Origin of the sequence: Leptospira wolbachii serovar Codice str. CDC, assembly GCF_000332515.2 — a bacterium.
Taxonomy (GTDB): domain Bacteria; phylum Spirochaetota; class Leptospiria; order Leptospirales; family Leptospiraceae; genus Leptospira_A; species Leptospira_A wolbachii.
The window spans coordinates 2,305,624-2,320,753 of record NZ_AOGZ02000014.1 but is presented as its reverse complement, the minus strand read 5'-3'; the positions used below and the strand labels follow the sequence as shown (position 1 = coordinate 2,320,753).

The following is a 15,130-nucleotide window of genomic DNA, read 5'->3' as shown; positions in this document are numbered from 1 at the left end:
TATATCCATGGACGCCTCCACCTATTCAGTTCTAATCATTGAAGATGAGTATCCCGCAAGGATGCTTATGATGGATTATATTATGAACTGTTCCGAATTAAAACTAGCAGGGATAGCGGAAAGTGGAGACAAAGCCCTGCATCTACTCCAAGAAAAACAATTTGATTTAGTTTTTATGGACATCAACCTTCCTGCTGTCAATGGAATGGATATTTTAAGAAAAGAACATAACAAATCCATTTTTTTTATTATAACAACAGCTTACAGTGAACATGCGGTAGAAGCCTTTGATTTAGATGCGACCGACTATTTACTTAAACCATTTTCCTTTGAACGATTTAGAAAATCCGTAGATAAAGCTTTACGTTTTTTACAGGAATCAAAACAAACCCAAAAGCCCACCCAAGAAAAGTTAACCAATCTCAAAATACAATCAGATTCTGCTGTGTTTCTTTTACCGTTCCAAGACATCCAATTCATTTCTGCAAATAACAAAAGTTGCGTGATCCACACTTCACAAAAGGACTACGAAACTTCAAAATTACTTAAAGAAATTGAGGAAAAATTACCTTCGACACAATTCATTCGAATCCATAAAGGATTTTTAGTTAATTTGGATTATGTGACTAGTCTCCGTTATGACAAGGGCGGATCCTATACCATCCAACTAAAAAACGAGGATGAAACCACCCTCCCGGTTGGCCGCTCCTTTGCTCAAAATCTAAAAGAAGCACTCAAATTGTAATCATTTTAGATTTCACTCCGGAATATGTAGCGTTCATTCCGAGTTAAGTAGTTAATCATCGTTAGTATAATTAATCCGTTGACCAAACCCATAAAAATGGGATTTGGACACAGACGGAGTCTTTTTATGAAACATTTTTTTGCCACTATTAGTATCTTTCTTTTATTTTTAGGTTTAGTCCATTGTGCCTCTTCTTCCGTTGGAATTGCTACAAGTAACAAACCGATCCCAAATACACCTTACGAAACCGTGAAAACTGTAGAGAAAACCTTTACGTGGTATGCATTGGATTTGATCATCTTCGGTATCCCTTTCTCTGAACCACCCATTACTGATTTGTACGAAAAAGTTATGGAAGAAGATGCGGGAGATGCACTCGTTAACATTCGTTATTGGAATGATAAGTCCATTTTTGGTCCATTAACGCGTTATCGATTCACCATCAAAGGTGACTTAGTTCGTTTTCCATCACAACCAACGATTAAAAGCAAAAAATAGTATCACGAATGAAAACCTCTATTCTCAAATTCTTTATAAGCACCTTATCTGCCTTAATCATGGTTATGGGCTGTATCGGTTCTCATGTCCCTAAAGAAATTCATTTATTTGACTCAGCTACAGTTGTCCGTTCCACAGAATATAAAATCCTCGGCAAAGGAAAAGGTCAAGACTCCGCTTTCTACTTACTTGGAATGTTCCCTGTAACAAAAGCACCTAACGTAGAATTGGCGATGAGTCAAATTTTAGAAAAATATCCCACTGGAAAAACTTTAATCAATATCAAAATCCAGAGAGAAGATAAAGCTTATTTTCCTCTTGGACTAGTAACCGTGGTAAACGTAACTGCGGATGTTGTTGGCCAACCGGAAGAGACGGAAATTCCCGGAACAAAAGGTACGAAATGAAAGGCTTAGCAGGTATCAGTTTATTCTTCATCGTACTCGCTGTCAATTGTGGATCAGGTATTGATCGAGTAGAGACAAACGATGCACAAAGCCAAGTTTATGCTGCAGCGAAATTTGCATCCGAAAAATGTGGAAATCCCATTCCCAATCCACCTTTGTTAGTTCTGAATAAACCAGTCCAAAGAAATTTGGATTTGTGTACGATTGCGATTACACGTACAGAATGTCCATTTCTTGGATATCCTTTACCTTGTACGCTCATTTATCTCGAACAAGAAACGGGAGATATCCCTTGGTATTTAAACTTCAATGAAATCAGCAAAACTCAAATTAAATAACCGTATCCTATTTGGGATTTTTCTTTTTTGTTTTGGATCACCACTCTTTGCCGTGAGTATCCGAGCTAAATTGATCAATCCGAAAAAGGAAATTGCAGAACAGAACTTATCGGTTCTAATTTTTGAAACGAAAAAATTTGCTCAAACTGATGCAGAAGGAAATGTTACACTAGATTTTCCATCTGCTGGAGACTACACCTTGCGTTTGTTACGTGATACTGGGATACAAGAAATAAAAATCTCCGTGGGATCCGAAGATGAATCAAGGACCATCTACACCGAAAAGAAAACTAGTGCTCCAAAAACCGGAATCGTAGTGGAAGGGGAACGGGAAAAAACCGTGTCTTCTCGTACGAAGGTTCGTTATGAAGAAATCAAACGGATGCCAGGAACCTTTGGGGAAGCTCTTCGTGCTTTGGAAACCCTTCCCGGTGTCATTCCCAATATCGGGTTTGGTGGTGGTGCCAATGGTATTATCGTTCGGGGTGCCAATCCCAATGCAAACACATATCTTTATGATGATCTCCCCATTTTATATCCATTTCACTTGGACGGATTAACATCTGTGATTCATAACGATTTAATCAAATCCATTGACTTATATTCAGGTGCTTATCCAGCAAACTTTAATAATGCGACAGGTGGAATAATTGAAATTGAAACTGTTGACTCTGTTCAGAAAACGAAAGGTGCTTTTCAAGTTTCCTTATGGAATACAACTGCGTATGCGGCGACACCCACTTCAGGCGGTAAAGGATATCTTGCAATTGCTGGCAAACTTGGATATTTGGATAAAACATTAGGTGCCACGGGACTTCTACCAGAAGGGATTCGTCTTCCGCGTTATAACGACTCTCAAATTAAATACGTTCATAACTTTACACCGGAACACCAAATCTCTTTTTATAACCTAACGGCTCAAGATAACTTTGCCATCGATGTTCCGAACAAACCAGCCAATGATCCAACTTCCTCTGCTCTGGCCCTTCTTAGTGGAGCAAGAGCAAGTTTTGGCCAAAGTTTTCGAACTACAGCACTTAGATACACTTGGATTCCAGGTGATAAATTTCAGAACCGCATAACTTTGATTAACTTTGACCCAATTGGTGAATATAATGTTGGTTTTGGATCCATACAAGGAAAACAATACCAAAGAGGAAGTTATGTTGGTGTTCGGCAAGATGCATATTGGACAGCTGCAAGGTTTCTAAAAGTTGATTTTGGAACTGAAGTTAGAAAATTTTCTTTTAGAGATTATGGAACTGAGGTAGCATTACGAGATCCAACCAATCAATCGCCTAACCCATATAACTCGGCAAGCCCGGATTTTGTTGGTAGGCCCTTAAGTATACAAGGAAATACTCCTTACTACAATGCATATACAACACTTCACTTTAAGTTCGGAAACTTTCTTTTTGAACCCGGTGCTCGTTATGATTATATTCAAGTCACTGGCAATGGTGCTTTAACACCAAGAGCAACCGCTTCCTATACATTCCCTGAAGTTGGTAAGGGAATGACTGTTTATGGAAGTGGGGGAGATGTTTCTAGATTTCCACTTACTACAAATTTTAATTCAGAAACAGGAAACCCTGATTTACGATTCGAAAGGGCAAGAAAAGTCAGTGCTGGTATCGATCAAAAAATAGATCAAGTTTGGCAAGTAAAAGTAGAAATGTTTAAAAACCAGTTCACTGATACAATCATTGATGATCCCTATGCATCGTCTCCTGTTGGCTTAAATCCAGACAAAGGCCAATGGTTAACACAACCTATTGTCGCCAATCGACCGTTAAATTACTCAAACCGTGCTACTGGATGGTCGCATGGATATGAACTTTTAATTCGTAAAAATGCACGTCCCGGCACGAGGGACTGGTTTGGTTGGATTTCCTATACCTGGTCACAGTCTTTTCAAAACACAAATTTATACCAAATATACGAAGGTGATAATTCTCAAATTGGTGGAATAGAAAGGAAAATCCTCGCTGCCTATTTTCCAAATTCAAAAGAACAACTAGCACCATGGGATAGAACCCATGTTGCAAACTTTATCTACGGCTGGAGAATGAGTGAAGGTTTTCAAATTGGTGGTCGTTGGAGTTATTTAACATCTGTTCCATCACGTCCGGTTGTTGGTGATGACGGCGGTAAATTTTCAAATCCACTCAACGGACTCACTTACTGGAACCCACAGTATTCGAATAATCCTTACACGTCCGAATATGGTTACGTGAAACGCGGAACTGATTTTCATAGATTTGACATTCGGTTCGATATTTTTGAAAACTATTCCTGGGGATACATGAACTGGTATTTAGAAATCGTAAACGTTTATATGAGAAAAAATAAAAACGGATATGACTTTGATAATTCACGACCATTTTCGGCAACCAACCCAAAACAAAATGATACCTTTGGGACCTTACAACTGCCAGGCGGAACTGTAATTCCATTTTTTAATATTGGTATGGAGGTACATTTCTAATGAAGTATTGGATCTTTCTCCTTTGTCTCACAATAACTCTCTCCTGTACTGAATCTAAAAAATTTGAAGATTCCTACAAAGAGACAGTACTACTACAATATCTTCTCACTCAGAATGCTCCACAAGAGACATGTGAGTCGATGATTACAAATAAAGATCTATGTTTCAAAGCTTATGCTCAAACGGTTGGCGCACCGTTTACTGAAACTACATCCAATGCAAAAACATTGACTTGCCAAGGATTGATTTCAAATTCTGCTTATAAAAATATGTCGGGTATTGCACAAACCTGTGCCTTCAATTGCCAAGTAACTGATTGGAAATCAAAAACCAATTCAGGGCTTTGTGCTCAATCGACAATCCCAGCACTAATAGAATCCAGTCTAACTTCTAGTACGGCAATTTCATGTTTGCGATCTTGTTTTGCATCGACTAACAATCAGATAAGTGCAGACCAAATTCCATTATATTTATTATTTAATAACATTCAAAACGGAGAATAGTATGCAAGAGTATGTAGAAATAGGCGAAGAATTAATCTTTATTGCAATGGCAGTAGCGAGTGTGATCGCATTGGCAGTTTTTGCGGAAAGGTTAATTTATTATAAAAAAACTTTAGGTAAAAAAAACGAAGATTACTTAAACGAAGTTAGAACATCCTTACAAGAAGAACCTGAAATCCATTGGAAAACAGATGCAGGCGAAGAATCCATTTATACAAGATTTGTGCAATTTGCTCTCAAACAATTGAAATTAGGAAGAAAGGGTCTGGATGAAAGTTTAGATGGCCAGATACTATCAGAGAAATTGGAGTTGGAGAAACGTTTACCTATCTTAAATACTTTAGGAAACAATGCTCCGTTTATTGGACTACTAGGAACGGTTCTTGGCGTCATCAAAGCATTTTATGGTTTAGGGACATTGGGAAGTTCGGGTGCGGAAGTAGTCATGCGGTCCATCTCAACAGCTCTACTTGCAACGGCAGCGGGTCTTGCAGTTGCAATTCCTGTGGTTATGGCAAACAATTATTTTTCTAGAAAATCTAAAGTCATTTTACAGAATATGGAAATCCTCAAAAAAGAACTACTCTCTTATCAAATGAATAAGACAAAGGTATAATTATGGCTGGAGCATCAGGTTCTCAAGACGAAGAAATCGGAAGTATTAACATCACCCCCATGGTGGATGTGATTTTAGTTCTTTTAGTAATTTTTATGGTAACGGCAAACTTCCTAAAAAAAGAAAGTTTAAATATCAATTTACCCAAAGTACAGGCAGCTGATCCGAATGTTGCAGAATCAGTGCAAGTAGCAATTACCAAAACAGGTGCCATTCTTTTGGAAGGGAAAGATACAGACATTTCTGGTCTAGTGCGAAATCTAGAAAGAGAAGCAAAGATTAGACCTAATATGCGTTTGACGCTTTCTGCAGACGAAAGTCTTCCTTATGGAAAAATTACGGAGCTGATGGGAATCATCCGAAAAGCGGGTGTTACTAAAATTGCCCTCAGTGTAAAAAAATGAATCGCCTTGCGGAATTATTGGTATCATTCAAAAAATCGATTAAACAAAACAAAGAACGTTTGTTCCACATTTGTTTGATTGGGAGTTTGTTTGTCCATACCGCTACTTACGCTGGTTATAAGATTAGTCAACTGCATGGTGATGAGGTGATCGAAGAATCAAACTTCGAAGATGTGGATGTCAGTTTTGAAGAAATCCCTCCTGAGCTTATTGGTGGTACTTCTTCTCCCGCACCGATAGAAAAACAAGAATGGGTAGAAGGAAGTAACAAAGACAAAGCCGATGAACCTGACAACTCTGACATCAACCCAAACCAACTTTCAGGCAATGGTACAGATAAGGACGGATATCTTTTCTCTTTTAACGGAGACAAAATGCCCACAGCGATCATTGACTTTGATTTAAAAGAATACTTTCCTCCGCAAGCAAAGGCTGCCAATATTGTTGAAAAACAAGTTGTTTTACTTGTGCAAGTAAATGAAGACGGGAGTTTACAATCGGCAAAAATTGTTTCCGGTCGAGCTGGATATGGATTTGAAGAAGCTGCCATGAAACTCATCAAACGAGTTCGGTTTAGTCCAGGTTATGTGCAGGGACATCCTAAAAAAATGGCACATAGATTACCTATTTTGTTTTCGTTAGAAGACTAACATCAATTCAATGGAAACCTATTGGAGCAGATTTTTAGAAAGGCCAACTCTATCCATCTGCCTCCTCTCTCTCGTCATAACAGTTTCATTAACTTCGTATGCTTATTCCATTTTAAAACCAGCTGACAGTTCAATCTCCGAATACTATCTAACAGAAAATACAGAATACTTTGTTGGTGACATACCGACAGATGATAATGGCAAAATTGATTTTCAAAAAATGCACAAAGTATATTGGGAATCAACTTCGGGTTGGATCAATGATACAGAACTCCAACGAATCACAGATTCAGAATTCATCTGGTTACGTTCTAAAGCCTTTCCGAATCACAAAGAAAACGAAGATTTATTTTTTTTATTAGAACATGGTGGGTTAAATCTAGAAATATTTAACGAATACGGTGATTCTATATTTAAATACGGGAATTTTTTGGAACAGGAAAAGTTACCTAACATATTCCAATCAAAGTTTGCATGGATTAAAATTCCCAACGATACTTCAGAATACTACTACTTAAGATTATATCACAAAAGAGGGATTCTCTTTATAATCTCGATAGTCGAAAATTTAGTCGGAAAACAAATAGCCTTGTACCGTGAGGTCGCATTAAAAAACCTGACTCCCATTTTCTTTCATTCCTTCTTTTTGATGATCGGAATCATTTGTGCTCTTGTTTATTTTATTGAATACAAAAAGCAATACAATATCCTCTTAGATTTTTCGGCATTTTCCTTATGTTTTGGATTGTTAGGACTTACATCCAATGTATTCATTCGTTATTTATTTACCAATTCGGAAACTTTATTTATACTAACGACGATATCATCTAACTTTGTTTTTATCCCTATGTTATCAGGCGTTCGTCGCCTTTTTGGGAGTGGAAGTTATAGAGTTCTCGATATATTAATTTATATAGATGTATTGATTTGTACGTTGACTACCATTTTAGTTTTTTCCCTTCCATTCTTTGATGTATCACATACGCTACTTATCAGTAGCAGAAGTTTTTTTATCCTATTCAACCTCTTCAATATACTTGGACCAATTTATATTACCTATGAAGCTTGGAAAAAAGGAAACCCTGATGCGTTTGGACATTTTATAGGTTTTAGTGTCACACTCTTCCTTGTAATTTTAGAAATTTTCCTAGCAATCAAATCAAATGATAACTCCACAAACAAAGTCGTTCTTTGGGGTGTTTTATTTGGCGTAATCTCTCAAGGTTTTGCTTTAGAGCGTACGATATTCGCAAACCGGCAAAAGGCACAATTGTACAAAGAAGATTTATTAAAAGCAGAAAAGTCGCTGAAAGAAAGCCAACTCAAAACCTTACAAACAAAGATGAGTCCACACTATTTATTCAATTCTCTAAATACTATCCACGCTCTGCATAAAATTAAACCAGAGTTAATTGGCGATGCTATTTTGAGTCTTGCAAATAATTATAGATTCATTTCAGACAGAACTGATAGAGATTGGATTCCCTTCGAAGAAGAATGGAATTTTTTAGAGGATTATCTCCATCTACAAAAACTTAGGTTTTACGATACAATCCAAATTGATTTTAAAAAATCTGGCGACTTTTCTTCGGTCATACTACCACCACTCCTCCTTCAACCCATCATAGAAAATTCTTTTAAACATGGATTTCGTGGGTCGGCGGACGAACAGTTCCAATTATTCATTCATGCAAAAATGATACGTGATTCTGTTTTTAGTTTTGTTGTCTACGACAATGGGATTGGTATTCCAGACGACTTACTTTCCGATAAAGGAAAACTATTAGAACGATCTTTAGGAAATATAAAAGAACGATTAAAAAATCTTTATTCCGAGTTTAGTTTCGAAGTGACTAGAAATTATCCTGAAGGTGCGAGAACAGAAATCGAAATTATACTCACTTCTAGAGTTCCGCAAGTTCTCTAAGTTTTGTTGCCAGAGCATTTGCAGAAACTCCGCCAGGAAAATTTGCGAGCGTATTAAGATCTTCATCCAATACATAAATAAAATTAGAATGATCAATTCTATAGGTTTTCCCTTCACCCACTTTTTCTCTGACAATTCCAAATAGATCCGTAAGTTTGCTTAGAGACTCTGCATTGGGAGAAAGTGCTGTTAAATTCTTTCCAGGAAAATTCTGTATATAGTTTTTCAAAGTCGTAGGAGAATCCCTCTCAGGATCCAGTGTCACAAAAATAAATCGAAACCGATTCGACTTTTCCCCGAGTATCAATGAGGCCCTACCAAAATTGGTCAACGCTAACGGACACATATCCGGACAATGGGAAAATCCAAAGTATAAAACTGATTTTTTTTCAGACCAAAACTTTGGTTCGAGCAAATTTCCATCAGGTTTTACAAAGGAAAGATGTTTCCACTCTTCTTTGATTGTATCTTCTTTCGATTTACAAAAAGAAAAAAAACTAAAGACTAATAATACACATACGAGCGTTATACGGCTACGATCCAACCCATTCCTCCATTTTCAGCCATATGAGTTTGGTGCGGATGGAACATATACCGACCTTTTTTCTTAAGCACAAACTCAATCACAACTCGTTCTGTTTGGCCAATCGTCACAACATCAGAATGTCCATCGGGAACGATACTTCCCAAACTTCGAATGATATCAAAGGTTTGAGCATGTAAGTGGAAGGTAATGATTGGTTCTCTTTCCATCATATTTTGAATGTAGAATCGAACCCTTTCTCCTACGGGAACTTTCATAGGATAACGATCATAAATTCCAGCTATTCCATTCCATGTATAGTAATCGTTTTTACCCTTTCCTTTGGTATCCCATCCCGAAAATGTGAGAACAAATTCATGAGCAGGTTTTCTTTTGGTAGGTGGATCTACAAGCAAAGCACCATACAACCCTTTGGCGGTATGTAGCATGAGTGGTGGAACATGGCAATGGTAAGGATGAAGTCCAATAGGACCTGCTTCAATCTGATAAGTTCTTTCTCCGAAGGCCGGAATCGGCTCCCATCCATCTTCCAACGGGTCATGGGTTCCATGAAAGTGCAAAGAATGAGGATCCGGACTAGAATTTTTGACGTGGATGCGAAGAGTGTCTCCCAAATTAGCCCGAAGAACCGGACCAGGAACGAGCCCATCAAAGGTCCATGCGGGATAGTTTATCTTATGAGCAATATTCATACTCAAGGGAAAAAGATTTAAATTAAAATCTTTTACTTTCTGATTCGTGTTTCTATAGTTAGGTGGATAGTAAAACCTTTCGGTGTATTCCTCTTTAATAAAAAAAGGTGGATGAGCCATACTTCCATAAGTATTCGTACCCCGTAAACTCCCACCAGCTCCAATCGAATTTTGATAATCGTCGCTGACGGTGGGAGTAGTCACCACTCCAAAGTTAGTTGCTACAGAAGGATCAGAAGGGCCACAAATTTCCTCAGAGTTACGCGAATTGAATTTAATAGACCCAAAAAGCGATCCAACAAATCCCATAACTCCAAATCCCAGTGTTGTTAAAAAACTCTTCCGATCCATAATAGACTCTCTTATACCTTAGATGTGAGAAATTAAACTGAGTACCCAAACAAGAACTAAAACTCCAAGACCACCACCAACAGCGACTTGTTTGAATTTTTTTTCGTATTCGGTATCAATAACAAGTAGGTAGACTGCAGGCCCAACCACTGGAATCACCAAAATCACAAGTGACCAAATGATTTGTTTTGTTGTATCCATTCCTTTTTGTTTGGATAAACCAAAGAGTGCCAGCGGCGCCCAAACCATTGTTAAAACAAAAGGAAGGTAATACGCATAAGAACCGATAAAATATGTCCAAAAACCTGGGTTTGCAAAAGTTGTTTCCATAAATAAACTCCTATATTAAGTTACAGACGGTTCAGTTACCGCCGTCATCGCATAACCGGCATAAGCCAGAATGGTTAAAAAAAGAAAAATACCACCGATCACTACTGTGTTTCGAACGGCTTTTGAAATTTTTGATTCTTTAGAGTATAAAGAAACCAAAGATCCAATGAACGGAACAAGTAAAATCAACCAAAAGTAATAATCCAACTTAGAACCTTTGGCGGAGAATCGATCCAAGATAGCAAGACCCGTCCAAGCTGCAAAAATGGCAAACGGCAACAAATAACCCATAATATGGAAATACCATGTTTTCAAAGTGCCAGGAAAATGAACTCTCCATCCGGATGTGTACATTTTGTTCGTTGCAGAATCAAATTCCGCTTGGCTGAGTTTCGGTAGCTCCGCAGACGTAATCAAACCTTTGTTTGCTTCAAAAACATCATGAGCAGGAACTATGTTACCCAAACTCTCTTTCGGCATATTCATTTGGGAAGGTGGGACTGGTTGGTTTTGATAAGAACCGAGTACAAATTCCCGAAGGTTTGCTTGAACAAATAAGGCTAACAATCCTATACTTGAAGACATATCTCCCGTATGAGGATAACGAATGCCTGTGCAAGACTGAAGGGTTTCTAGGAGTGGTGGGCTTGACACGCCATAAGAGTTTCCTTCAAAACAGTTTCCCACATTCACAGGTCCACTGAGAGCAATATCTCCCCTACCAGAATGGTATACCTTATTGTTTCTAACGACGTTGTTATTGGAAATCCAAATGTTTTCGTCGATATTCATCGTTACCAAAATTCCATAGTTCTTATGATTAAAAACTAAGTTGTCTTCCACCAAATTTTCTAAGGCTCCGAGTAAAGCGATACCATTACCTATCGATGGGTATTCCAATTTTTTAGAAGGAGCATTTGTATTGTTATTATCATAAACAATATTTTTCTTCACCACTATCTGTTTTTGTGGAGGAAGTAATTCTCTATCCAATGTATTTGGACCAATACCCAATTGATTTTTTCTCCAAATAGAAGACAAAAGGTATAAGTTTCCACTTGAATTGGTTCCAGAATAACCAAGTGCATTGTTCTCAGAAATGACATCATTGATAATCGCATTACATGGGTTACACTGTCCAATATAAAACCCAGAGTCAGGAGATCCAGAAGCATAGGAATGTTCCATAAGTCCATCAACAGAATCAAATGCATAGATTCCGTAATCTCCGTTGTTATAAGCCGTTAAGTACGATCCGCGGTATCCTTTCACTCCCGTCCAATACACACCATTCAGTGTAGCATTTCTTGTTGTTAGGTTTTCTACAGCAACTCCATCAGCTCCTACAATCATAATTCCGTTTCCACGAAGGAATTCCCCATCGATAATGGTCTCATTGCGGTCTTCCCCACGAATCACAATCGAAGGAGTAGTGACTGTGACTTCTTCCTTATAAACTCCTTTCGCAATAAGTACCAAGTCTCCAGGTAATGCTGCATCCACCGCATTCTGAATGGTTTTGTATTGAGCAGGAACTTTACGAGTTACCCCTGACCATTTTTTTGATATCTTTGATTTTGTTATGTTCGTCTGCGGATTATAACTCGCATCTCCAATCACCGCAACACCGGTCATTCCGATTTTGCCATCAGGTGAGGCATGGAAGGAACAGAAATAAGGAAAGACACCTTCTTCTGGAAAGAACACATCCGTATGTGCACCACGAAACATCGCCAAATTTCCAAATGTTTTCTCTGTAGACCAATCTTTGGTAATAGAGATCGCATTGTGAGGGTTGTTTCCTTCGTTCACAAATCGAATTTTTCCGCCCTTAAAGGTTCGAATGACTGGCGGGTGAAAGGCATTGTCCATCATAGTAACGTGGACAAACGCCGAATTGGCAGGATCTTCCGAACTGCAATGATTCATACCAAGTGTTATGAATACGGCAATTGAGATTCCTAATAAAATCTTTTTGGTCTGTTTCATCGGTCTTTCCCAGAATATGAGGATTCCCTCACATTTTGAGAATTTTACATCTGTGTTAAAACTTTGTCAATGTTAAATCAAAGGAAGGAGGAAAAATATACTGACAAGAGGTTCCTAAGTTCTGCGATCACTGCCTTTTTTTCGGTCGGTTTCCCCTTTCTTTGGGCAATTTTGAATACAGAATCAACCGTTTCCACAATCATCAAAGAACTATAGTAGGCGCGTTTTTTATCTACTTTAGGGAACAACGGTAGAATTACTTTTTTTGCGAGCGACTTTGCAAATCTTTCATTACTCTCAATGTCCAATAACAACAAAGCTTGGTTCGTATAGAGTATAGAATTGATCAAACGATATCCTTTGACCTCACTCAATGTCCGTTCAAAAGATTGAAGAGTGAATTCAATGAAATCGGGAGAGAATTTTTTTTTCTTTTTTAATTCTTCATCTAGAAGTTTGAAAAAATGATCATGAAGGATAAAGTAACACGATTCAGCATGAGAATAAATAATAGATTCTTTGTTGGGGAAAAATTGATAGATGGAACCAACAGAAATTCCACTCCTTTCGGCAATCAAGTCCGTAGTCAAATCATCATAGCCAACTTCACCTAACAATTCAATCGCGGTATCCACTATTTTTTGATACCGTTCAATCGAACGTTTCTGTTGAGGAATTTTCCTTGGATTTAGTTTTATATTCATTCCGATCGTAACGCCACGATGGGACTCAATTTAGCTGCGTATTCAGAAGGCCACCAACCAAATAAAATTCCAATCGATATGGAAAATAGAAAAGCAAATCCAATAGAAGGAAAGGACAAAACAATACTCCAACCAAAGTATTCTTGTAAAAATAATACGGATAAGATTCCAAAAACAAGTCCCACAATTCCACCGGTCAAACTTGTTAAAGTAGATTCAATCAAAAATTGCATCCGAATGTCTGACTCTCTAGCACCGAGTGCTTTTCTAAGCCCGATTTCTTTGGTTCTTTCCTTTACCGACACCAACATAATATTCATAATGCCAATCCCACCTACCACAAGGGAAACCGTTGCTAGTGCAATGAGAAGTGTTGTCATGGTTTGGTTGGTTTCAGAGACAGCGGATTGGATGTCAGCCATATTCATCACTTGGTAGAGATTTCCCATCGATTCATTGGTTCCATGCCTCTCATGCAAATATCGTTTTAATGAAGTTGTGAACTCTTCGGAAGATTCGATTTTCTCTAATTCCATTTCTAAACTATCAACTGCATCTTTATTTAATAATCTTCGCATAGCAGTATTTAGCGGAATCAAAACCACATCATTCTGGTCACGAAACCCAGTACTTCCTTTTTCGGGAAGAAGGCCAATCACTCGAAACAAAATACGATTTATTTTTAAGTAAGTACCAACAGGATTTTTTCCATCGTAAAGTTCTTTCACGACGGTGTTTCCTACAAGACATACAAGTGCTTTTTTTTGATTTTCTTCTTCTGTAAAGAATCTACCTTCTACTGGTTCTAAATTACGAAGTGTTTCATAGATGGGACTCACTCCGGTGATATAACTATTCCAATTTCGATTTCCATAGACCAATTGTCCTCTTCCATTCACAACCGCAGAGATTTGTTTTACTTCTGGAAATTTTTTGGCAACAGCACCTACATCAAAAACATCCAAACGATTGACTGTACCTGCTTCGAGGGATACTCCCCCACTTCTCATTCCCCCTGTACGAACAATAACCAAGTTAGCACCTAACGAAGAAAACTGCTCTTCTACGGATTTTTTGGCCCCTTCTCCGAGTGCCATCACAGAGATTACACAAACAACTCCAAAAAGAATTCCTAGGGCAGATAGAAAGGTACGTAAACGATTAGTAGACAAGGAGAATAGCGATTGTAAAAAGATACCTTGAAATAAGGGCCAGCCCGTTTTGCGTTTTAAATTCGTCTTAGGGTAAAAATCGAAATCTTTCTTTTTCTTCTTTCCTTCATCGGATACAATCTGGCCATCACTTACATGGATGATACGATCACAATACTCCGCCATTTCCGGCTCATGAGTGACCATCACAATGGTTTTTCCTTCCTTATGAAGTCGTTGTAATTCCAACATAATTTCAATTTTACTCTTGGAATCTAGATTTCCCGTAGGTTCATCGGCAAAAATAATTGGGGGATCAACAAGCAATGCTCGTGCAATAGCCACTCGTTGTTGTTGCCCACCAGATAATTCATTCGGAGTATGGTGGATTCTATTTTCCAAGCCTACCTTTTGTAGTTGTTCCACTGCTCTTTCATTAGTATGATCAACATTTGTGTATAAGGATGGTAAACTTACATTCTGTGTTGCATTAGATTTGGATAATAAATGGAATTGTTGAAATACAAATCCAATCAGGCTTCCCCGGACATCTGACAACACATCAGAAGATTCCCCATCTACCCTACGACCAAACAACATATAGGTGCCCGAATCTACATGATCCAGTAGACCCATCACTTGTAATAATGTAGATTTACCAGAACCTGAGGGACCCATAATGGCAACAAACTCACCTTCGGCGATCTTTAAATTGATCCCAGAAAGAACAGAGAATTTTGAATTTCCAATGGTATAGGATTTATTTAAGTTATGAATCTCAATTGCTAACAAA

Annotated in this window: 16 protein-coding genes; 10 read left to right on the top strand and 6 right to left on the bottom strand. The window is 38.0% G+C overall.

Features of this window, described 5'->3' with window-relative positions; all coding sequences use genetic code 11:
- Nucleotides 1–7: 7 nt before the first annotated feature.
- From LEP1GSC195_RS16450 to LEP1GSC195_RS16405, 10 genes are all read left to right on the top strand, one after another.
- Nucleotides 8–745, top strand: a complete 738-nt coding sequence (locus LEP1GSC195_RS16450) for a LytR/AlgR family response regulator transcription factor (RefSeq protein WP_084597422.1) — start codon at nt 8–10, stop codon at nt 743–745.
- 126 nt (nt 746–871) lie between these two features.
- A complete protein-coding gene (locus LEP1GSC195_RS16445; protein WP_015680878.1) occupies nt 872–1,243 on the top strand; it encodes an LIC20211 family lipoprotein in 372 nt (123 codons plus the stop codon).
- A gap of 8 nt (nt 1,244–1,251) precedes the next feature.
- Nucleotides 1,252–1,650, top strand: coding sequence for a hypothetical protein (locus LEP1GSC195_RS16440; protein WP_040506877.1), 399 nt, complete (start codon nt 1,252–1,254; stop codon nt 1,648–1,650).
- Complete coding sequence (locus LEP1GSC195_RS16435) at nt 1,647–1,988, top strand: hypothetical protein (RefSeq protein ID WP_015682217.1); 342 nt, start codon at nt 1,647–1,649, stop codon at nt 1,986–1,988. Before LEP1GSC195_RS16440 ends, LEP1GSC195_RS16435 begins: the two co-directional genes overlap by 4 nt.
- Nucleotides 1,960–4,476 (top strand): TonB-dependent receptor plug domain-containing protein, encoded by a 2,517-nt coding sequence (locus LEP1GSC195_RS16430; RefSeq protein ID WP_015682742.1) that lies wholly within the window; start codon nt 1,960–1,962, stop codon nt 4,474–4,476. The genes LEP1GSC195_RS16435 and LEP1GSC195_RS16430 overlap by 29 nt, the downstream gene beginning before the upstream one ends.
- Complete coding sequence (locus LEP1GSC195_RS16425; protein WP_015682097.1) at nt 4,476–4,979, top strand: hypothetical protein; 504 nt, start codon at nt 4,476–4,478, stop codon at nt 4,977–4,979. Before LEP1GSC195_RS16430 ends, LEP1GSC195_RS16425 begins: the two co-directional genes overlap by 1 nt.
- 1 nt (nt 4,980) lies before the next feature.
- Nucleotides 4,981–5,595, top strand: a complete 615-nt coding sequence (locus tag LEP1GSC195_RS16420; protein WP_015682747.1) for a MotA/TolQ/ExbB proton channel family protein — start codon at nt 4,981–4,983, stop codon at nt 5,593–5,595.
- Nucleotides 5,596–5,597: 2 nt separating this feature from the next.
- A complete protein-coding gene (locus tag LEP1GSC195_RS16415; protein WP_015681199.1) occupies nt 5,598–5,999 on the top strand; it encodes an ExbD/TolR family protein in 402 nt (133 codons plus the stop codon).
- A complete protein-coding gene (locus LEP1GSC195_RS16410; protein ID WP_015682490.1) occupies nt 5,996–6,649 on the top strand; it encodes an energy transducer TonB in 654 nt (217 codons plus the stop codon). The genes LEP1GSC195_RS16415 and LEP1GSC195_RS16410 overlap by 4 nt, the downstream gene beginning before the upstream one ends.
- A gap of 10 nt (nt 6,650–6,659) precedes the next feature.
- Complete coding sequence (locus LEP1GSC195_RS16405; RefSeq protein ID WP_015682500.1) at nt 6,660–8,576, top strand: sensor histidine kinase; 1,917 nt, start codon at nt 6,660–6,662, stop codon at nt 8,574–8,576.
- Here LEP1GSC195_RS16405 and LEP1GSC195_RS16400 read toward each other — a convergent pair.
- The 6 genes from LEP1GSC195_RS16400 to LEP1GSC195_RS16375 form a co-directional block, all read right to left on the bottom strand.
- Nucleotides 8,554–9,120, bottom strand: coding sequence for an SCO family protein (locus LEP1GSC195_RS16400; RefSeq protein WP_015681842.1), 567 nt, complete (start codon nt 9,118–9,120; stop codon nt 8,554–8,556). The genes LEP1GSC195_RS16405 and LEP1GSC195_RS16400 overlap by 23 nt on opposite strands.
- Entirely contained in the window at nt 9,102–10,163 is a 1,062-nt protein-coding gene (locus LEP1GSC195_RS16395; RefSeq protein ID WP_015680807.1) for a multicopper oxidase domain-containing protein, read from the bottom strand. Before LEP1GSC195_RS16395 ends, LEP1GSC195_RS16400 begins: the two co-directional genes overlap by 19 nt.
- Nucleotides 10,164–10,181: 18 nt before the next feature.
- Complete coding sequence (locus LEP1GSC195_RS16390) at nt 10,182–10,493, bottom strand: PLDc N-terminal domain-containing protein (protein WP_015681405.1); 312 nt, start codon at nt 10,491–10,493, stop codon at nt 10,182–10,184.
- A gap of 15 nt (nt 10,494–10,508) precedes the next feature.
- On the bottom strand, nt 10,509–12,482 hold the full coding sequence (locus LEP1GSC195_RS16385) for a right-handed parallel beta-helix repeat-containing protein (RefSeq protein WP_015682122.1): 1,974 nt from the start codon (nt 12,480–12,482) through the stop codon (nt 10,509–10,511).
- Nucleotides 12,483–12,559: 77 nt separating this feature from the next.
- Complete coding sequence (locus LEP1GSC195_RS16380; protein WP_015682771.1) at nt 12,560–13,186, bottom strand: TetR/AcrR family transcriptional regulator; 627 nt, start codon at nt 13,184–13,186, stop codon at nt 12,560–12,562.
- Nucleotides 13,183–15,129 carry a MacB family efflux pump subunit gene (locus tag LEP1GSC195_RS16375; RefSeq protein WP_015682351.1) on the bottom strand — a complete coding sequence of 649 codons (1,947 nt, stop codon included), beginning with the start codon at nt 15,127–15,129 and terminating at the stop codon, nt 13,183–13,185. Before LEP1GSC195_RS16375 ends, LEP1GSC195_RS16380 begins: the two co-directional genes overlap by 4 nt.
- Between the last annotated feature and the right edge of the window lies 1 nt (nt 15,130).